The following is an 18,466-nucleotide window of genomic DNA, read 5'->3' on the forward strand; positions in this document are numbered from 1 at the left end:
CGTCAATGACCATGCTCACGATCATGGGCTGTCCGCCTTGCGGCGTGGCACAGTTCCACGGGGTCGACCAACGGGAAGAGGGACCGGCACATGGGCACGGCAATCGTTGTAGGTGGCACCGGCGGACTGGGACTGCCCATCGCGGCGCATCTCGCCGCCCGGGGTGACACGGTCGTGGTCACCAGCCGCACGAAGGACGGGGCCGAGGCCGCGGCCGCCGAGATCGGTGCAGGCGTCCAGGGCCTGGCGGTCGACCTGTCGAAGCCGGAGACCATCGAGGCCGCACTCGCGCCGATCACCGAGGTGGACCACCTGGTCCTGACCGCGATGCACCCGACGATGAGCACGCTCGCCGAGTTCGACGTGGTCGCCGCTGTGACGGCGCACACGGTCAAGCTGGTCGGCTACGTCGAGGTGGTGCGGGTCCTGCGCGACCGATTCCGCCCGAACGCCTCCGTCGTGCTGTTCGGCGGCGTGGCCAAGGACCTGCCTTACCCGGGTTCGACCGTGGTCACCACCCACAACGCGGGGCTCGGCGGCCTGGCCAAGACCCTGGCCGGCCAGATCGCACCGCACCGGATCAACGTCATCCACCCGGGCGTCGTCGGGGACAGCCCGCGCTGGCGCGAGGTGCCGAACCACCCGCACGTGGCCCGCAGCCCGATCGGCCGCCTGGTCACGGTGGCTGAGATCGTTGACGCCACCGAGTTCCTGCTGCGCAACAGCGGCATCAACGGCCAAGAGCTCTACGTCGAAGGCGGCGTCCTGACCTCATAAGCGTCCCTGGCTGAGGTCCGCGCGGCCATGCCAGGTACGCCCCACCCAGAGGTACTTGGGTGGGGCGTACCTGGCAGTGAAGCGAAACCCGATCAGGAGACCACGGCGTCTCGGTAGTAGTGGCGCAGGATCGTCTGGTAGCTGTTGCCCGCGTTCGCCAGGTCGCGCGAGCCGTACTGGGACATCCAGTCCCCGTCCACCCAGGCACCGCACGCGGTGGTGGTCGCGCAGTAGTGCGCCAGCAGGATGTTGCCGCTGCGGGTCATCCGGGTAGACCAGGTGGCGTCCACCGCAGCGGACGTCGATGCCAGCGCCGACGACGGCCGGTAGACCTGGTCGCCGGTGTCGTCACGGACGTCGTAGCACGCTCCGCCCGACGTCTTGCGGGTCGAGTGCAGCGCCCAGTACCAGGCGTAGCTCTTGACGGCTACGGCACCGGACTCCAGCGAGGCGTGCGGCCAACTGGAGATCCACTCGTTCGGAAGGACGTTCTTGACGTACGTCTTGAAGTCCACCCGGTCCACGCGCCCGAGACTGACCCGGTAGACCAGGATCGTGGTCGGCAACTTCGTGTTGGTGCCGTCGGTGCTGCAGCCGGTCGGCCCGCTCAGCAACTGGTGCGAGGCGTTGTTGTTCTTCAGCGTGGAGTTCAGGTTGCCCTTCGCCCCGGCCGCGAAGTCCTGTGTCGCCCCGGCGTAGTTGCTGTTGAAGTAGACCCGCACGGTTTTGCTGGTGCGGTTCCACACCGACGCGGCGTTGTTCTTCACGCACAGGCCCTGTCCGGCGCCCGCTCCCTTGAAGTCATAACAGGTCGGCTGGGTGGTGCCGTAGTCGTCCTGGGAGTCGGTGAAGTCGGAGACCGAACCGGCCTGGTTGCTGTTGTAGTAGTAGCAGAACTCGCCGCTGTCACAGACTCCGTCGCGGCTGGCGGCGGATGCCGCGCTCGGCGCGACCACGATGCCGACGATGGCCGCTACCAGCACGGCCAAAAGGCCCGGAACTCTTCTCATGGCGGGTCACCAGCCGCCCGGGACGTACGCCCAACCCAGGTAGTCGGACCGGTCGCGGAACGTGCTGGTCTGGTAGACGGTCGGCCCGGTGCTGATTGCGCTGTTGCCGCCGATGGAGAGCATCACGTGCCCGGCCGAGGTGGTCGAGGTGAAGAACACCGCTGTGCCCGCCGGCGGGACGGTGCCGGTGTGAATGCGGCCGCTGTCGCGCTGCCAGATGTAGTGCGCGCGGGCCGTGGCGAACCGGCCACTGGTGCCGAACGCCCGCTCGACGAACAGCTCGCACTCGTTGTTCCAGTCGGTGTGCCCGAGCCGCGCCTTCGCGAACGCGACGGCCTCGGTCGCGCGCGGGTCGGCCGGGTTGGTGGTGCCGCCGATGGCGTGCGAGGCGTTGTTGTTCTTCAGCGTCGCGTTGAGGTTGGCCTTCGCCCCGGCCGCGATCGACTGGGTCGCACCGGCGTAGTTGCTGTTGAAGTAGACCACCACGGTCTTGCTGGTGCGGTTCCACACCGATGCGGCGTTGTTCTTGATGCACAGGCCCTGTCCGGCGCCCGATCCCTTGAACTCGTAGCAGGACGGCTGGGTCGTGCCGTAGTCGTCGACCGACGTGGTGAAGTCGGAGACCGAGCCGGCGTAGTTGCTGTTGTAGTAGTAGCAGAACTCGCCGGTGTCACACGCTCCGTCGCGGGACGCCGCCGACGCGGGCGAGGCGACGGCCAAAATCGAGGTGGTGATGGCGAGCGCCGTGCCGACGACGGCGAGGCTCTTGCGGATGTTCATGATGTCCTTTCAGGACAGTGAGGGGTGGTTGGGTTCACTGCGCGCGCTGGTACTGCTCCCAGGTCTTGATCGGAATCCGGGGGCCGTCGTCCGGGCCGTGGTTGGCCAGGCCGTTCATGCCGAGGTAGTAGTCGCCGACCTGGTTCTGTGCCTGGCTGGACAGGTCGGTGTCGTTGATCGCCGCGGCGTGGATGTGCCACGGCCAGTCGCCCTGACTCGGGTCACGGACCCAGGCGGCGAAGCCGACCTGGCGCAATGCGCGGGCGACGGCGGTACGTTTCGCCGCGGTCATGCCGGTGACCGCGATGTCCACCACGCCGCCGCCGTCGTGCGTACCGGCCGAGGTCGGGTCTCCTCCGGGGTTGTAGGAGCCCTGCTCGAGCACCAGGGTGTAATCGAGCAGGCGCTGGGTCTCGGCCAACATCGCCTGCGTGCGGGCGTTCACGACGAACCCGTCACGCGTGACCTTCGTGCCTGGGCCGATCGTGTTGGTGACGGTGTAGCGGTTCAGCCCGAGCTTCGTCAGCGACGTCGTGCCGGGCAGCCCGTTGGCGGCCAGGCCGGTGTAGCCGAGCGAGCGCTGGTAGGCCGCGTACGCCGAGACCGTCAGGGTTCCGAAATAGCCGTCGACCCATTGCGCGTCCAGCAGGTTCTTAGCTTGGAGCGCCTGTTCGACGGCGAGCACGGAGCTCTTCGCGCCCGGCGTCAATGTGTTGTCGGCCCGGCGGGGGTCGATCTGGGCGGCCAGGACGGTGGCCTCCATGTCGACGACCGGCCGCGCGGCCGTGGTGCTGGTTCGCTGCGCTGTGGCGTCCGATGTCAGCGCCCAGGCATGAGCCGGTACGGCGACGGCCGCACAGAGCGCCGCGAGCCCGACGGCAAACCAGGGACGACGCATGGTCGATCCTCCTCGTGGTGAGTCGCGTGTGGAACGGACATCACCTTGCGAGGAGGGGTCAGGTGTTCGGTAGACCGCCGAGCTGTCAGATTCGCCAGGCCCGCACTGACCTGGATGGATGCGCTGTTGTCAGCTTGTCAGGCGGTGACGGTGACCATGAAGTACACGGGTCGGCGGGTGGGAAAGTATTCCTGCCCGTTGGCATCGACCATCTTCCAACTGACCCAGCACTTCCCTGGGCGGCTCGGCGCGGTGACCGGAACGCTGATCATCACCTGGTCGCCGGGCGGGGTGTCGCCGATCTGCACCCGATCCGGGGTCTGACAACCGTCGGCGTCAGCGGTGGGGTTGATCCGCGCCAGGAAGCGGTTGTGCCAGTCGACCTTTCCTACGTTGGCGAGGGCCCACACCTTCATGAACTGGGAGTTGGCCTTCACCTTCGTGCCATCGGGGATCGTGACATCGCCGACGAACTTGCTGGAGTCGCCGGGAATCAACGAGTCGGAGAAGGGTGTCGAGGACGGTGACGGCGAGGACGGCGGCGCCACCGCGGCGCTGGAGCCGCGCGGAGACGACCAGGGGTGGAAGGTGACGCCAACGACGGCGGCCACTGCGACCGCGGTGGCGGCGGCGAGCCACCACCACCGGTGTCGTCGCGCTTCCCGCACCTGCGGGTGCTGGTCTTCTGGCTCGAGCTCCTCCGTTGAGGTCTCGACGACAGCGAGGCCGGTGGTCAGCGCGTCCACAGTGGCCGGGGTGACCGCGGGCTCGCGGCGCTGGGCGTCTTCCCATCGGGAACGCCACTGATCCTCGTCCGCCTCGCACGCACGGACGAACTCGCGCGTGGTCTCCCACGAGGGAAATCTGGTCCCGGCGGCGGCCTCGTGCAGTGTCGTGTGGGAGATCCGGCCCGACCGCCCGGCCATCTTCCGGAATGACGGATCGCCCGCGGCGAAGCGCAGTGCCCGCAACTGTTCAGCGAACGCTTCGGCGGCGATCCGGTCCTGAGTCGACTCCGCGGAAGCACGCTCGTCCCTCATCCGTCCCCCATGTCAGACGTCGTCGTCAGGCGTTGTCAGGGCGTGTAAGAGGGTACCGAACGCGCTTCGGCAGCGATCAATGTGGTGGACGGCGACAAGGCCACCGTTGCATTGAAGGAGATCAGCGATGAAGAGTCTTTCCCGAAGGGGCGTGCGCATGCTCGCCTCCGTCGCGTTGGCTGTGCCGGCGGTGCTGGCGTTCGCCGGACCCGCGCAGGCCGAGGTCAACCCGCGCTGCGCGGGCTCGGTGCAGATCGGCGCGACGGCGTACGTCACCGTCGGCGGGCAGACCGCCGCGTCGGTCAAGCAGTACAAGGGATGCGGCAAGAACTACGCGTACACCTACGTGTGGCAGCAGTACCGGGCGAGCCACGGCGCGTACCAGGTCTGCACCTCGATCGTCACCGGGAACACGCTGCGCGACCTGCAGTGCTCGAGCGGCCCGGACGTCTGGTCTCTGGGTGCGAACACCCTGTCAGTGTGTACGCGGGCCCTGGGCGGCATCTCGGACGTGGCGCAGAAGGAAACCGAAGTGCGGTGCTGACCCGGCTGAAATGAAGCTAAGCGGGTGCCGCGACCTGCCACAGCGCACTGACCGGTTGTCGCCGAACGGCAGGGTGGACGTGCCGGTGTAGAGGACCACGCCGGCGAGAAGTCGTCCCCCAGCCGGTCGGCGAGCCGACGAAGGCCGCGGAAGTCGTCGGGTCCGACTGTCGAGGCCGCTTTGACCTCGACTTTGCCCTTGCCTGTGTCAGGAGGGCTTGATGACGCAGCCCGAGCAGAGCTTCGGCTTCGGGAGGGTGAAGGCCAGGCAGCACGTCTTGCGCTGGACGTTGATCTGGCCGCCCGGGCCGTTCTCCAGGTCGATGAGGTCGTCGAGCTCCAGCGCCGTCAGCAGCGTCGTGATGTTGTCGGCGGTCGAGCCCGGCAGCCAGTCGGCCGCGCGGAGCAGGCCGTAGGCGACACCGGAGGCGACCGAGCCCATCAGCGTGCGGGCACCGAGGCGGACCTCGCCGTGGATCGCGTCGAGCATCGGGTTGACGTGCTCGTCGAGCAGTGACGTGCGGAACGCCGACAGCAGGGCGGCTTCGTCGGGGACGACCACGACCTCCGGCAGGCCGGAGATGGCCAGCGGGTCCGAGGGGAGCACGGCGACGTCGATCGTGCGGCGGTAGCCCAGGGTCAGCAGCGGGCGATGGTCCTCGAAGTGCACAAGCACGTCGTCGGCGCGCAGCAGGGGGACGCGACGGGCCGAAGCCCAGCCCAGGACAGCGGGCAGGGTCAGCCAGTAGCTGTAGGACTTCCAGGCCAGCGCGGCGGCGGCGTGGGGTGATCCCCGCCAGCGGCGGGCGGCCGCGTCCAGGAGCTGCGGAAGGTGGGTGCCATCCGCTAGCGACGCGGCGGGCATCCAGCCGGCGGCGTCGTGGACCAGCAGGCCACGGGTGAGGCCGGGAAGATCGTCGGTGCCGAACATCGATCGCAACGTCGCACTGATGGGATCGAACGGGGCTCCGGCCATCGCGCGGAAGTCGATGGTCGCCGTCACCGCGACCCCACCGCCATCCGTGCCATCGAGTTCCCACCCATCGTGTGACGTCCCCTTGAGCTGGCCTAGTACCTCAGGTTCGCCAGCCGAAACAACATAGCGTGCTAAGGCTAGCCTAACCAGAGAAACGCGCGCCGGAGTGGGCCACTAATCATCTGAGTGCATGACGGCACTTCGCGCCGTGTCGACCAGGTCGCGCTAAGCGACGGTTGTCAAGGCATTTGTCGGTAACGCGGCACTTCTGGCCGGGTCGCGTTCTTGCGCAGCAGACTGGATTTCCGGGCCTCTAGGGGAGCCCCGGCCCCTAAAGGGATGCGTGATGCCGAGCTCACCGCCGCCGACTTCACCAATCTCGCCGATAGAACGCGCCGCCGAGTCGTTCGCGGCCGAACTGTCGCGCTGGCGGGTGGAACGCGGCCTCACGAAGAAACAGCTCGCCACCCAGATGGGCTTCGACCCGTCGTACGTCAGCCACGTCGAAGGCCGCCGCCACCGCCCGACCGAAGACTTCGCCCGCCGCGCCGAGGCCGTCCTCAGCGCGGGCGGAGCGGTCTGGCTGCGCTTCCAGGAGTACGACGACCTGCGCCACGCCCGCGGTGTCTCGCTGCCGCTGCGCGACCCGCCGGTGCCCGAGCAGTGGATGCCGCCGGGCACGGGCCTGATCGTGGAGCAAGAGGTGGCGACGCTCGCGTTCGTGGGCGACGAGTACCGGTGCGTGATCCGCCGGTCTCTTTACAACGCCGGCACGGAACCCGTGACCCGCTATCTGGTGCGGGTGGCCGTGGACCGCTATCCGGAGGACCCGGCGCTGTCCAACAAGCACCACCGCGACCACCCGCTGACCTTCGAAGAGCTCGACCTGCAGGCGTTCTGCGACGACCCGCCGACCCGCGAGGCGATGGACTGGCGCAAGAAGCACGACCGGGACGCGTTCAAAGAGGTGTGGCTGCTCTTCGAGAACGCCAACGGGCGGTTCCCGCTTTACCCCGGGGAGCGGGTCACCATCGAGTACGCGTACACGGTGGGTCAGGAGAAGTGGGGTCGCTGGTTCCAGCGTGCCGTGCGGCTGCCCACTCGCCGGCTCACCGTGCGGCTGGACTTTCCTGTCGAGCTGGACGCGCAGGTCTGGGGTGTGGAGACGTCGTTGTCGTCGGAGGAGGTGCCGCTGCGTACGCCGGTGCATCGGCGCACTGAGGGCGAGCGCAGCTTCTTCGAGTGGACCACCGACTCGCCGACGCTCAACGCGCGCTATCGGTTGGAGTGGCGGTTCCGGGCGGCGGTGCTGGAGACCAATGGGCGGACGTTGCCGCCGGCGGTGACCGTGCCGGCGCAGCGGCACGCGCCGCGGACGCCGAGCGAGCGGATGCGATCTGTCGGGGTGGTGCAGCGGGGCAGTGCGCTGCTCGCGCACCGGGCGGTGCCGCTGCGCTTGCCGGCTGATGCCGCGGCTGGTCGTGACGTGGTCGACCGGTTGTTCGCCGCGCTTGAGCGCATCGAGGAGATGCATATCTTCAGCAAGGGCGTTGGTCTGGCGGCGCCGCAGATCGGGCTTTCGGTGTCGATCGCCGTGGTGCGGCCGCAGGATCCGGCGGCCGAGCCGTTGGTGCTGGTCAACCCGCGGATCGTCGAGGCGTCGCCGCGCATCGACGAGCGCTACGAGGGCTGCCTGTCGTTCTTCGACGTGCGGGGGGTGGTGCCGCGTTCGCTGCGGATCGAGGTGGAGCACGCGGACTGGAGCGGCGCGCGGCGGCTGACGACGTTCGAGCACGGCTTGGCCCGGCTGGTGGCGCACGAGATCGACCATCTTGAGGGGCGGCTCTACGACGAGCGAATGCCGCCGGGTGCGGGGTTGGTCCCGATCACCGAGTACCGCGAAACCGGAGTGCCCTGGAGTTACTAGGGCTGGCTTGGGTTGCTTTGGCTTTGGGTTTGCGGGCAACCGGGTGCGGATGTGGCAGCGCAGCGGTGTCTGGCGGGAGCGACGGTCGCGCCCCACGCGAGCCCGAGCCTGGCTCTAGATGTCTCCGAAGGTGTCGTACTTGATCCGGACCGCCGGGACTTTCAGCTCGGCCAGCGTCCGCAGGGTGTTCTTGACCATCGCGGACGAGCCCGAGACGAAGAAGTCGTGGTCGCCCCAGGGCCCGTACCTGGCCAGGACCTCGCCGATGTTGCCCTGTTCGCCGACGAAGTTGCGGTCGTCGCTGCACGCCGGGACCACCGACAGCCACGGGTAGCGGGCCGCCAGTTTGTTGAGCTCGGGCAGGTCGTAGAGGTCGTCGCGGTCCTTGGCGCCGAAGAAGACGTGCACCCAGCGGGTCCGGTTGTAGCGGGTCAGCTCCTCGATCAGCGCTTTGATCGGGGCCAGGCCGGTGCCGCCGGCGACGCAGACGACGTCGCGGGTCGACTTGCGGTCGAGGGTCATCGTGCCCATCGGCGCCGCGATCCGGAGCAGGTCGCCGACCTGGACGCGGCGGACCAGGGCGCTCGACACCCAGCCGGCACCCAGCGCGCGCACGTGGAACTCGATTGTGCCCTCTTTGTTGGGGGCGTTGGCCATCGAGTACGTGCGCCAGAGCCGCGGTTGGTAGCGCGGTGCCTCGACGCTGACGTACTGGCCGGCGCGGTATTCCAGCGGGTACTGCAGCGGGCGGCAGGTGATCACGGCGATGTCGCGGCTGCGGCGTTCGTGGGTGAGGACTTCGGCGTGCCAGTACGCCGGGTTCGTGTCGGCCTCCGCGCCCGCGATCATTTTCTTCGCGATCACGTTGTACGCGTCGCCCCAGGCCTGGTCGTACTCGATGCTCCACGACTCGCCGGCGAAGGTGCGCAGCGCCTCGAGCAGCGCCCCGCCGACCACGTCGTAGTGGTCTGGTTCCACGTGGAACTTGCGGTGGTCGCGGCCGAGCTGACGCAGATATTCCTCGAAGCGGTCCGGGTCGTCCAGGCTCTGGACCGCTGTGACGATGGCGCCGAGCAGCCGGGCCCGCTGGACGTCCATGGTCACCGGGAAGAGGTTCCGCAGGTGCGGGTTGGACAGGAAAATGCGTGCGTAGAAGTATCCGGCGACCTTGTCCTGCTGTTCCTCGACGAGGGTCCAGCTTTCCTTCAGCAGCCGTGAAAGGTTCCCCATTGACGCCCTTTTCGCTTGTCTGACGTGCCGTGGCCTCCACCCGGCCCGCCGCACTTCTGGTTGATCAGGGTGTGTGTGGTCGCGCTGTGCACGTCTGACCAGCCTGATGACTCACCGTCGAGGTCCATCGCACAGAATGTGCGACGAACGCGATCCGGACCTGTCTATGGATCTACCGTTGTGGAACCCTGAACTGCGTGTGGTAAGGCGCTGCGTGTTCCGGCTGGTCAAAATCGGTTCTGGAGTCCGCATGGAGCGCACCATCAGCTTTGCCCAATCGGGTTCGTTCGCTCGCCGTGCGCGGTCGCCCGGTCGGCGATCCCGCACGCCGGTCGGACGGCCCGGATCGGTGGACCGTCAGCTCGATTTCCGCCTCGACGACCGCATGGTCGACTTCGTCGTCGGGCAGGAGATGGTTTTCATCACGCCGATGTGGGGTGAGCGGACCTCGCGAATCGGCCCGGTCGGGTTCCTACGCGTGCCGTCGCGTCGTTTGATCGCGTGGCCGGAGTCGGGCAGCCACCCGGTGATCTCCGGACCGGTGCGACTGTTGCTTCTTGATCTTCTCGCCGAGCGGACCGGGTTGCACGTGAAGGGCAAGGCGTCGGTGGGGCCGTACCGGCCCTTGCAGGTGTGCGGCCCGGCCCCGTTGCCGGCGGCGGGTCCGCAGCCGGAATGCTGGGTGCAGGTGCGGGTCGACGAGGCCTGGTTCGCGGACCAGGGGCCAGTCGCGCGCCCCTGATGCGCACGGTCAGGTTTATCCGGCACAGTTAAGCGCGTGACAGTCGATCTCGAGCGGCCTGTGGTGGCTTCGCGTGCTGGGCTGCGTCCTGAGATCCTGATCGTGCTGGGTCTGTCGCTCGGTCAATCGGCGGTGTATTCGCTGGTGACGATCGTGGCCCGGCTGACCGCTGATCGGCCGTTGTCGCAGCAGACCGCCACGTTGAACCCGTCGCAGTCGGTGCGGCCTTATCTGGATCTGACGTACCAACTGCTGGGGATCTTCTTCGCTCTGGTCCCGGTGATGTTGGCGCTGTATCTGCTGTCGCGGGACTCCTCGCCGCGTGCCCTGTTGGGCCTGGACGCGCGGCGGCCTTGGTTTGATCTTGGCTGGGGCTTCGCTCTAGCTGCCGCGATCGGGCTGCCTGGGCTCGGGCTGGTCTGGATCGCTTCTGAGCTGGGGATCAACGCCAACCTGGTGCCGGCCGCGCTGCCGTCCGTGTGGTGGGCGGTGCCGGTTTTGATCTTGTCTGCCGCTCAGAACGCGGTGCTGGAAGAGATCGTGGTGGTCGGGTACTTGGTCACCCGGCTGCGCACACTCGGCTGGAAGCTGGGGTACGTGGTTTTGGCGTCCGCGGTGCTGCGGGGCTCCTACCACCTGTATCAGGGCTTCGGCGCGTTCGTCGGCAACGCGGTGATGGGGGTCGTGTTCGCGCTGTTCTTCATCCGGACTCGCCGTGTGCTGCCGCTGGTGGTGGCGCACACGCTGCTGGATGTGGTGGCGTTCGTCGGCTACTCGTTGTTGCCGAAGGATTGGTTCAGCTGGCTCTGAAGCGCTGGATCGCCCTGGCCGCGACCCTCTCGGAGTTGAGGCTGGCGGTGGCGGCGCCGCCGGCTGCGGCGAGGCCTGGCCACCAGCGGGTGAGGATCTTGAGGGCGGCCCAAGTCGCTGTTCTGCCGGCTGCGGTGATCGGGGCTCGGCTGGCGCTGTGGCCTGGCTCGCCGTCGATGGCCGCTTGGGCTGAGGTGTGGTCCTGGTGTACGCCGGTCAGAACCAGGATGTCGGCCGCGGTGGCTCGCTTGCCGTAGGCGGCCGCGATGTGGGCGATGAGCTCGGCGTTGACCCATCCGGTGCCGGCCAGATCGGCGGCGGCGGACCAGCCGTTGGCGAAGCTGACCGCGGCTCCGGTGGCGGTGGCTTTGCGGGTGAAGCGGCGCTGGGCGAGGCGGGCGAGGCCGTCCGGGCTGGCGGTTGGGTAGATCGTGCGGGTCTCCCTGGCCCATTCCGCGGCGCGCGGGGCGAGACGCTCGGCGGCCGCGACGGCGGCGAGCTCGGGGAGCCGGCGTAGCGAACGGTCTGGGTTCGCTGGCGCCGCCGGCTCGGTCCTTGCTGGCGCCGCTGGCTCGGTCCTTGCTGGCGTCTCGATCGACATCGCTGAGGTCTCCTGGACGGCCGCTGGTTGCTCGGGCGCGGGCGCCGGCACCGGCGCGTTGGTGCTCGCGGTGGGTACTGGCGCGGCCTTCTTGGCGGGGGCTCGCTTTGCCGCCTTCGCCGGCGCGGGGGCCGGAACCTCATCGGCGGTGGTCGCCTCGCGACGTGCGGGGATCTTGGCCGCCTTGGTGGTGGCGGGCGGCGGGTCCTTGACCACATCGGCCTGGTCCGCGACGGCGGGGCGTGCCACGGGTACCTGCTTGGCGGTGCGTGCTGCTGGCGTCTGGTCGCCGGCCTCACCGGAGCCGCTATTCGCCTGAGGCGTTCGCTTGACCGGGGCGGCCTTCTTCGCCGCCTTCTTGACGGGTCGCTCCGTAGCTGGCGCAGCCTTCTTACGGGGTCGCGGCGTGGCGTCCGTCACGCTCGGCGCTGTTTCCGCCTTGTCCGCCGCGGCCGACTCGTCGACCCGGGGCGCTGCGGGCTCGCCATCAGCCGCACTCTTACGGGGCCGCACGGTCGCGGCTGGCTTGGTGGTGGCGGCAGCCTCGGCCGGCGGCTGAAAGAGCATGGGCGGAGGCTGCTTGGGCCTGTCACCAGCCCGAGGCTGCGGCGCGCGCGGATCAACTGGCTCAGGCGGAGCGGTAAACGCGGCCTCGGCAGGCCGCGGACGCCGCGGTCCAGCCGGCTGCTCCGGCTCATTGGCACCGGTTCCCATGGTTTGGCAGCGTAGTCCCGCGACCGGCGGTTCACAGGTTGCAAGACCCGCAAGTCTGCTGAGATCGACCAGCGGAGGTCGCTTTGCCCGGCCCACGGGGTGACCTGTATCCTCGATCGGCGGTGGTCTACAGCCACCGCGAGGAGACTTCGCCTAGTCTGGTCTATGGCGCCGCACTGCTAATGCGGTTGGGGTTAACCGCCCCTCCCGGGTTCGAATCCCGGAGTCTCCGCGCCAAACCCAGCGTGTATGCTGGCGTGGCACCTGCGCCCGTAGCTCAACGGATAGAGCATCTGACTACGGATCAGAAGGTTAGGGGTTCGAATCCCTTCGGGCGCACAAGATCGGTAAGGCGTTCGACCAGCGGAAACGCGGTCGGGCGCCTTCTTTGTGTTTCTGCTGTGGAACCTTTGGTGCCCGCCCGGCGCTCGTGAGTCACGAGGAGATGAGGACACAATGCTGGGACTTGTGGAGGGCTCCGACGATGGAGCATTCCTAGCCTGGCGCACGGCGTTGCATGGGCTCACGTCGGACAAGGACGTCGCGAAGGCTTGGCGACGGAGCCGATACACGTTCGCCCATCGGCTCGGAGAGGCGTTGACCGTCGCATCCCACGGCCGGCCGGCGATGGAGGGTCCGCTGATATATGGCGTGTGGCTTCGGTGGGGGCTGCTTTACGTCGGCCAGACCCGTGAGGGCGAGCGCCGTCTGCGGGACCTTCCAGTCGGCGAGAGCCACCACCTCGCGAACACCTTTCCGCCGGAGATCTGGCACAAAGTGGTAGTTATAGCGTGGCCGAGGTTGGCCGAGGCGGAACGACTTGCAGGAGTCCTTCAACCCGACCTCGTCGGGCTCGCGCTCGAGCACCGGTTGCAGAACGAACTGCGTCCCCTCGCAAACTCCGAGCGCCGAAAGTCCGACGGCAGTTGGCGCGAAGTCGATTGGCGCGCCAGCAGTTCACGAGGGGCGCGCACCGCTCACGCAGTGGACGACCTCTTCCACGCGGTTCGGCAGGTGTGGGACGAGGCGGCGAGCCGATCTGAACAAGACGAACACGCATCCGCCGTCTGCCGGGTCGTCTTTCCCGAGACCCTCCTCCCGCAGGATTGACCTCCGCAGACGTCGGGCGCCTGATCGGCCTTTCCAAAAGTCAGCCCGCGATGTTGACTGGGCCCGCACCATCCTGTGTGTACGGGGAGGCAGGGCTGTGGCTACGCCGACGTCTGGGCCGTTGTCGTTGTTGGCCGTGCCAGGTGAGCGGTTGGGGTGGATCTTCAACGACCGCAATCTCTACCGTCGCCGCTACCTGGAGGCGCCGCCGCAGCCGAGCTTCGTGCCCTTCCAGATGGTCGAGCGCGTGCAGCGCTGGGAAAAAGGCCGGGCCAAGCGAGCCCTCATCCCCCTCGTGACCGGCGCCGGCGTTGGGGCGATGTTGATCCTTTGCGGGCTCGGGGTCTGGGGAGGCCTCACCCCCTCTGGGTGGATCGCCATGACGATCATCGCCCTCTTCTTGACTTTTCTCGGCGGCGTTGTCGCGCTCCTGGCGAACCTTCCGCTGTTCCTTTCCCGCCGTGCGCTGGAGGCCGCGCAGCACAAGGTCGAAGCCGACTACGCCCAGGCGCAAACAGACTGGGAGCGGCGCCGCCAAGAGCACGACCGCGCTCAGCACGACGCCGTCGACCAGATGGTCGAGTGGGGTGCGGCCACCCCCGCCGAGGGGAGCCGGCGCGTTGACATCGTCGGGGGCACGACGTATGGCTGGGAAGCGGTTCTGACCATCTATGGCGGGTCGCTGCTCGCCACCCGCGGCTCGATGCTGCTCGTCGACTTCAGCGGCGCCGCGCTCTGTGGGGAGTTGACTCAGCTCGCCACCTCAACCGGGCGGTCCGTCAAAGTCAGCCAGTTCCCGAAGCAGCTTCCGAACATCGACCTGGTCTCCGGGCTCAGCGCCGACGAGCTCGTCGACTGCCTCGTCGAGGCGATCCACGGCGACGCGCAGAGCAGCAGCAACCGTGCCGAGCGATCCCAGGACTCCCTGCTGCTGCGTGAGATCTGCCAGGTGCTGGCACCGGACCTCAGCATGAGAAGGCTCCTCGCGGCGCTCCACGTCCTCACCGAGAAGCCCGAACAACCGGCGCTCACCGCCGAGGAACGCGACCGCCTCCTGGAGTTGGGGCCGAAGGAGTCGCACCAGCGACTGCGGCGGATCGAGTCGTTCGTCAGTCCGCTCGCGACACTCGGCACCGAGCCGAACAACGACACGGCCGACCTCACCTGCCTCGTCGCCGGCACCGACAGCGGCAACGCTCAGCAGGAACTACTCAAAGACCTGATCGTGCAATGGCTCGCCCGTCAGGTGCGGCACGAGAAGGTCGGATCGATCGTGCTGGTCGGGGCCGACGGGGTCAACCACCGCGCGATCGAGCGGCTCAGCACCCTCTGCGAACGACAGCAAGTCCGCCTCGTCCTGTTCTTCGCCCACCTCCGCGAAGAAGCGCTCCAGACGATCGGCGGCGGCGAGGTCGCGCTGATGCGGCTCGGCAACCACCGGGAAGCCAGCCAGGCAGCCGAGTTCGTCGGCAAAGGGCATCGGTTTGTGATCAGCCGGCTCACCCGCACGCTCGGTGGCAACGAGACGCACACCGTCTCTGACACAGAGGGCGAAGCGGTGACCCAGGGCGGGTCGGCCAGCTATTCCGAGGGTCATCGCGACATCAGTTGGACCGACAGCAGGCACTGGGGGACCACTCGCAACTGGAGCCGCACCGTCTCGCAGGCCGACGGCACCAACTGGAGCGACGCCGAGTCACTTCAACGGGTGTACGAGTACGCCGTCGAACCCCGGGTTCTCCAGGACTTGCCTGACTACGCGCTTCTGCACGTCAAGGGCATCGGGCGCGGGTCGGTGGTGCAGGCCGTCGAGGTCGACCCGGCGCTCGTCACCTTGCCCCGGCTCTCGATGGAGCCGCTCGAACTGCCACCGCTGCCGGATCCCGCGGAGGCGGTCTTCCCCGCCACCAGGCAACCGGCGCAGGTGATCGTCTCCGCGGCTTACCCGTTGGGGCAGGAGCCGAGCGTTCGGCGAGCCACCGAGGTTCACCTGCCCGGTTGGGGAACGCAATGAGCGCGAGCGGGGCGCAGGCGGCGGCCTTCTTTCGGGACGTCGTCGAGTCGCGCACCGTGTGGTGGGTTCGGGATGACAAGGGCAGTCCCGCGCCGGTCTCCGACAGCGGTCGACCAGCGTTCCCGTACTGGTCGACCGAAGCACGGGCACTGCGGGCCGCGCGGCTTTGGGGTCCTGAGTTCCGCGTCGTCTCGATGCCGTTGGACAACTGGCGCAATGCCGCGCTGCCTGACCTGGCCAAGGACGACTTCCGGGTCGGCATCAACTGGAGCGGGCCCAATCTGACCGGCTGGGATTTCACGGTCGACGAGGTCCGCAACCGGCTCGCCCACGCGCTCGGCGAACCGCCCTACGACGTCTGATCAGGGATTGACCAGGTCGGCGAGGGGACAGGTCGGTAGCGCGATCCAGCCCTCGGTGGCTGCGGCCGATAGCTGCTCGGGCGTCGGCTGGGTCGCCCGGCCGGTCGCGGCAGCCCGCGCGGCCAGGGCGGCGACCACTGCGTCCAGGGCGTCGTGGCTGCGGCGGCACAGCGGCTCGAACGCGCCCAGCGACAGCCACGGCGCCGCGGTCAGCAGCGACGAGACGAGGTCCGAGGCCAGACCGGCGCGCTTGTAGCCGCGATGGGTCAAGCCCCACCCCAGCAGCGACGCCGCCGGGTAGACCTCTACCACCTGGCCGTCGCCGGCTCGGGAGAGTGGAACGCCGTCGGGGGACAGCAGAGACAGTAGGCCTGCCACCCGGAAGGCGGCGTGGCCGATGCGGTCCGCCGACACGCTCATCGGGATCAACCCGGTAGATGAACGCACGACCTCGTCAGTCATGCGGTACGCCAGCCGGCGTCGCCACGAAGCGCCACCGCCCGGAGCGGGCGGCGAGACCAACCCGGAAGCATGGTCGGCCACGAACGACACGAACGCGGACGGCCAGCCCAGTGGGCAGTCGATTCCAGCCTTGTCCGACGCACGTACCGCCGAGACGATCTGCTCGTCTGACGCGCCGACGTATGCCGACGAGACCACCGCTCGCCCTGGCGACCACGAGATCACCGCCAGGCCTGATCGTTCGTCGGCGGCGGCCAGGTCCACCCCGACGGTGATCACGACAGGGCCGACAGGATCACGTCGCGGTGGCACCGGGACTGGTCAGCTTCGAAGCACAGCAGCGCCACCTTCTCCCGGGATGCGAGCGAGGCCACCAGGGACAGCGCGGGCGTCTGCATCAGCGACGCGTAATAAGCACGTGAGGCCGCCAGCGCCTCAGGCGGACCGCCGAACCCAGGCCGGTTCGAAGGCGGGTTTCCGAGCGCCGGGACGTGCGTGTAGCCGATCCCGGCCGAAGCCAATCCCGAAGCCAGAGCCGTCTTGTTGAAGTCACGCTTCCGCGACCGCGCCGCGAATCGCACGTCCACCACGCGCGAAACGCCCAGGGCGGACAACCGCGAGACGAGATCGGGGAGGGTCAGGCCCTCGTACCCGATGCCTATGACGTCCATCAGATAGAGCGTGCCACGACCGGCCCCCGCAGCTCCGGGACGAGCTGCGGGGGCCGGCCACCTACCCCCAGCGAAACGACCACACTCTCGAAAGACAGCTATAACCGTGCCAGATGGGGGCGGATGGGCACATCGGGAACTTGTCCTGCCAGCCAGGCCAGACCGGCTTAACCACCCAGAGTGAAAACGCCGAAATCCGACAGAAACCGCAAGCTATGAGGGGAGAGCGGGCCAGAAGCGGGAACCAGCCAACGAATGAGGATTGGCATCGTTGGGTCAGGCAAAGTGGGCGGCGCGCTCACCAGGCGGTTCCGGGAGATCGGGCACGACGTCTCGGTGGCGAACAGGCGTGGGCCTGAATCGCTGCGACCGCTCGCCGACCAGACCGGCGCGATCGCGGCGACCGTGGGCGAGGTGGCCGAGAAGTCCGACGTCATCGTGCTCGCCATCCCGTTTCGGGCCGTGACGGAGATTCCACCCCAGCCGTTCGACGGCAAGATCGTCGTGGATGCCAACAACTACTACGCCGAGCGCGACGGCGAGATCGAGGACATCGAGGACCGGGCGGTCAGCTCGAGCCGCTGGGTCGCCGACCACTTCGCCGGCGCTCGCGTGGTCAAGGCGTTCAACAACGTCAGCGCGCCGCGGGTCGCCGACGGTGGCAGACCGCGCGGCGAGGCGGGGCGGATCGCGTTGCCCGTCGCCGGCGACGACACCGCGGCCAAGCAGGTGATCGAGGGACTGGTCGACGAGCTCGGCTTCGACCCCGTCGACGCCGGGTCGCTCGACGCGAGCTGGCGTCAGCAGCCTGGCACTCCGGTCTACTTGACGGACCTGCCCGTGGAGAAGCTGCGCAGCGGGCTCAAGGCTTGAGCCCCATCGCCGCGTACCCGGCCAGCTCGATCGATTGGTCCGTGTCCGGATCGGGTTGCCAGTGCGTCATCTCGACCACGCCGGGCGGCACCAGCTCCAAGCCCGCGAACAGCGCGGTCACCTCGGCGCGGGTACGCATGGTCATCGGCAACGCCGTGCGCCGGTAGAGCTGCCGGTGCGTGGCGGCCCGGGCTGGTTGCGCGTCGGCGGTGGCGTGGGTGACCGCGAACATGCTCCCCGACGGCAGCGCGTCCCGATAGCCGGCCACGACGGCTGAGGCGTCGCCCTCGACGAAATGCAGGACGGCGACCAACAGCACACCTACGGGCGCGGCCAGGTCGAGGTGGGCGCCGGCCAAGGCGATCACGGCCGGAGGATCACGCAGATCGGCCTGCACCACGGAAACCAGAGGGTTGGTGGCGAGCAGGGCCCGCCCGTGCGCCGCCGCCACCGGATCGATGTCGACGCTGACCACCCGGGCAGACGGCGCGGTCTCCACGACACCGCCAGCCGTCGGCAGCCCAGCACCAAGATCCAGGAACTGGCGTACGCCGCAGCGCACCATGAACCGCACGGCCCGCCGCAGGAACGCGCGATTCGACCGCATGATCGCCGGGAGCTCGGGCCAGTCCGCGATCGCCTCGTCCGCCATGGCCCGGTCGGCGGCGAAGTTGTGCCCGCCGCCCAGGTAGTAGTCGTACACCCGCGCGGCATTCGGCTTGTCGCGGTCGACCTCAGCCGGCGACCAGGACGAACTATCGCCAAGATCCACAAGCCGCCCCAATCGGGAAGATCTATTCAGCCTAAGCGCCGGCCTGGGGATATATCGGCACACCAGCGATTCCGCATCCCGTACGACACCGCCCGTTGGTCTATCGGTCTCGTCCCGGTCAACGCGAACCACTAAGCAGATCAGGTCCGCCAAT

Annotated in this window: 19 protein-coding genes and 2 tRNA genes; 11 read left to right on the top strand and 10 right to left on the bottom strand. The window is 68.4% G+C overall.

All coding sequences use genetic code 11. The features are described from left to right. Positions 1 to 90: 90 nt before the first annotated feature. Positions 91 to 777 carry an SDR family oxidoreductase gene (locus BLV39_RS01210; protein WP_090786190.1) on the top strand — a complete coding sequence of 229 codons (687 nt, stop codon included), beginning with the start codon at positions 91 to 93 and terminating at the stop codon, positions 775 to 777. Positions 778 to 869: 92 nt separating this feature from the next. On the opposite strand, the gene BLV39_RS01215 is transcribed toward BLV39_RS01210, so the two are convergent. The 4 genes from BLV39_RS01215 to BLV39_RS01230 all read right to left on the bottom strand — a co-directional run bounded on the left by BLV39_RS01215 (position 870) and on the right by BLV39_RS01230 (position 4,505). Continuing rightward, positions 870 to 1,787 (bottom strand): peptidase inhibitor family I36 protein, encoded by a 918-nt coding sequence (locus tag BLV39_RS01215; protein WP_090786192.1) that lies wholly within the window; start codon positions 1,785 to 1,787, stop codon positions 870 to 872. A gap of 6 nt (positions 1,788 to 1,793) precedes the next feature. After that, on the bottom strand, positions 1,794 to 2,567 hold the full coding sequence (locus BLV39_RS01220; protein WP_090786194.1) for a peptidase inhibitor family I36 protein: 774 nt from the start codon (positions 2,565 to 2,567) through the stop codon (positions 1,794 to 1,796). Between the two features lie 34 nt (positions 2,568 to 2,601). Next, entirely contained in the window at positions 2,602 to 3,465 is an 864-nt protein-coding gene (locus BLV39_RS01225) for a peptidoglycan-binding domain-containing protein (RefSeq protein WP_090786196.1), read from the bottom strand. A gap of 137 nt (positions 3,466 to 3,602) precedes the next feature. Then, on the bottom strand, positions 3,603 to 4,505 hold the full coding sequence (locus BLV39_RS01230; protein WP_090786198.1) for an NBR1-Ig-like domain-containing protein: 903 nt from the start codon (positions 4,503 to 4,505) through the stop codon (positions 3,603 to 3,605). Positions 4,506 to 4,632: 127 nt separating this feature from the next. Here BLV39_RS01230 and BLV39_RS01235 point away from each other — a divergent pair, with 127 nt between their 5' ends. After that, positions 4,633 to 5,049, top strand: a complete 417-nt coding sequence (locus BLV39_RS01235) for a hypothetical protein (RefSeq protein ID WP_143049596.1) — start codon at positions 4,633 to 4,635, stop codon at positions 5,047 to 5,049. A gap of 207 nt (positions 5,050 to 5,256) precedes the next feature. Here the strand turns inward: BLV39_RS01235 and BLV39_RS01240 are convergent, their stop codons facing one another. Continuing rightward, entirely contained in the window at positions 5,257 to 6,024 is a 768-nt protein-coding gene (locus BLV39_RS01240) for an IucA/IucC family C-terminal-domain containing protein (protein WP_090791010.1), read from the bottom strand. A 346-nt stretch (positions 6,025 to 6,370) separates the two neighbouring features. On the opposite strand from BLV39_RS01240, the gene BLV39_RS01245 reads away from it, so the two are divergent. Beyond that, on the top strand, positions 6,371 to 7,951 hold the full coding sequence (locus tag BLV39_RS01245; protein ID WP_090786202.1) for a peptide deformylase: 1,581 nt from the start codon (positions 6,371 to 6,373) through the stop codon (positions 7,949 to 7,951). A gap of 114 nt (positions 7,952 to 8,065) precedes the next feature. Here BLV39_RS01245 and BLV39_RS01250 read toward each other — a convergent pair whose 3' ends face one another. Further along, complete coding sequence (locus BLV39_RS01250; protein WP_090786204.1) at positions 8,066 to 9,181, bottom strand: globin domain-containing protein; 1,116 nt, start codon at positions 9,179 to 9,181, stop codon at positions 8,066 to 8,068. A 250-nt stretch (positions 9,182 to 9,431) separates the two neighbouring features. Here BLV39_RS01250 and BLV39_RS01255 point away from each other — a divergent pair, with 250 nt between their 5' ends. Both BLV39_RS01255 and BLV39_RS01260 read left to right on the top strand, forming a co-directional pair. Next, positions 9,432 to 9,923, top strand: coding sequence for a hypothetical protein (locus tag BLV39_RS01255; protein ID WP_143049597.1), 492 nt, complete (start codon positions 9,432 to 9,434; stop codon positions 9,921 to 9,923). 36 nt (positions 9,924 to 9,959) lie between these two features. Then, complete coding sequence (locus BLV39_RS01260) at positions 9,960 to 10,733, top strand: CPBP family intramembrane glutamic endopeptidase (RefSeq protein WP_090786208.1); 774 nt, start codon at positions 9,960 to 9,962, stop codon at positions 10,731 to 10,733. Here the strand turns inward: BLV39_RS01260 and BLV39_RS01265 are convergent. Continuing rightward, entirely contained in the window at positions 10,720 to 11,901 is a 1,182-nt protein-coding gene (locus BLV39_RS01265; protein WP_143049598.1) for a hypothetical protein, read from the bottom strand. The two genes, BLV39_RS01260 and BLV39_RS01265, sit on opposite strands and share 14 nt — an antisense overlap. Positions 11,902 to 12,190: 289 nt before the next feature. Here BLV39_RS01265 and BLV39_RS01270 point away from each other — a divergent pair. From BLV39_RS01270 to BLV39_RS01290, 5 genes are all read left to right on the top strand, one after another. Beyond that, a tRNA-Ser gene (locus tag BLV39_RS01270) sits at positions 12,191 to 12,280 on the top strand. A 34-nt stretch (positions 12,281 to 12,314) separates the two neighbouring features. Next, positions 12,315 to 12,387: transfer RNA gene (locus BLV39_RS01275), tRNA-Arg, on the top strand. Between the two features lie 258 nt (positions 12,388 to 12,645). Beyond that, positions 12,646 to 13,158 (top strand): hypothetical protein, encoded by a 513-nt coding sequence (locus BLV39_RS01280; protein WP_143049599.1) that lies wholly within the window; start codon positions 12,646 to 12,648, stop codon positions 13,156 to 13,158. A 97-nt stretch (positions 13,159 to 13,255) separates the two neighbouring features. Continuing rightward, a complete protein-coding gene (locus tag BLV39_RS01285) occupies positions 13,256 to 15,172 on the top strand; it encodes an aromatic acid exporter family protein (RefSeq protein WP_143049600.1) in 1,917 nt (638 codons plus the stop codon). Then, the gene (locus BLV39_RS01290) at positions 15,169 to 15,534 is read left to right on the top strand and encodes a DUF2750 domain-containing protein (protein ID WP_090786216.1); all 366 of its coding nucleotides are present in this window, start codon (positions 15,169 to 15,171) and stop codon (positions 15,532 to 15,534) included. Before BLV39_RS01285 ends, BLV39_RS01290 begins: the two co-directional genes overlap by 4 nt. Here BLV39_RS01290 and BLV39_RS01295 read toward each other — a convergent pair whose 3' ends face one another. Both BLV39_RS01295 and BLV39_RS01300 read right to left on the bottom strand, forming a co-directional pair. Next, a complete protein-coding gene (locus BLV39_RS01295) occupies positions 15,535 to 16,275 on the bottom strand; it encodes a DUF429 domain-containing protein (RefSeq protein WP_090786218.1) in 741 nt (246 codons plus the stop codon). After that, entirely contained in the window at positions 16,272 to 16,667 is a 396-nt protein-coding gene (locus BLV39_RS01300) for a DUF488 domain-containing protein (RefSeq protein ID WP_090786220.1), read from the bottom strand. The genes BLV39_RS01295 and BLV39_RS01300 overlap by 4 nt, the downstream gene beginning before the upstream one ends. 255 nt (positions 16,668 to 16,922) lie before the next feature. On the opposite strand from BLV39_RS01300, the gene BLV39_RS01305 reads away from it, so the two are divergent. Beyond that, positions 16,923 to 17,540 (top strand): NADPH-dependent F420 reductase, encoded by a 618-nt coding sequence (locus BLV39_RS01305; protein WP_090786222.1) that lies wholly within the window; start codon positions 16,923 to 16,925, stop codon positions 17,538 to 17,540. Here BLV39_RS01305 and BLV39_RS01310 read toward each other — a convergent pair. After that, positions 17,530 to 18,312 (bottom strand): SAM-dependent methyltransferase, encoded by a 783-nt coding sequence (locus tag BLV39_RS01310; protein ID WP_204083023.1) that lies wholly within the window; start codon positions 18,310 to 18,312, stop codon positions 17,530 to 17,532. The genes BLV39_RS01305 and BLV39_RS01310 overlap by 11 nt on opposite strands. Positions 18,313 to 18,466 lie beyond the last annotated feature (154 nt).

Source organism: Asanoa ishikariensis, assembly GCF_900107455.1.
GTDB classification, from domain to species: domain Bacteria; phylum Actinomycetota; class Actinomycetes; order Mycobacteriales; family Micromonosporaceae; genus Asanoa; species Asanoa ishikariensis.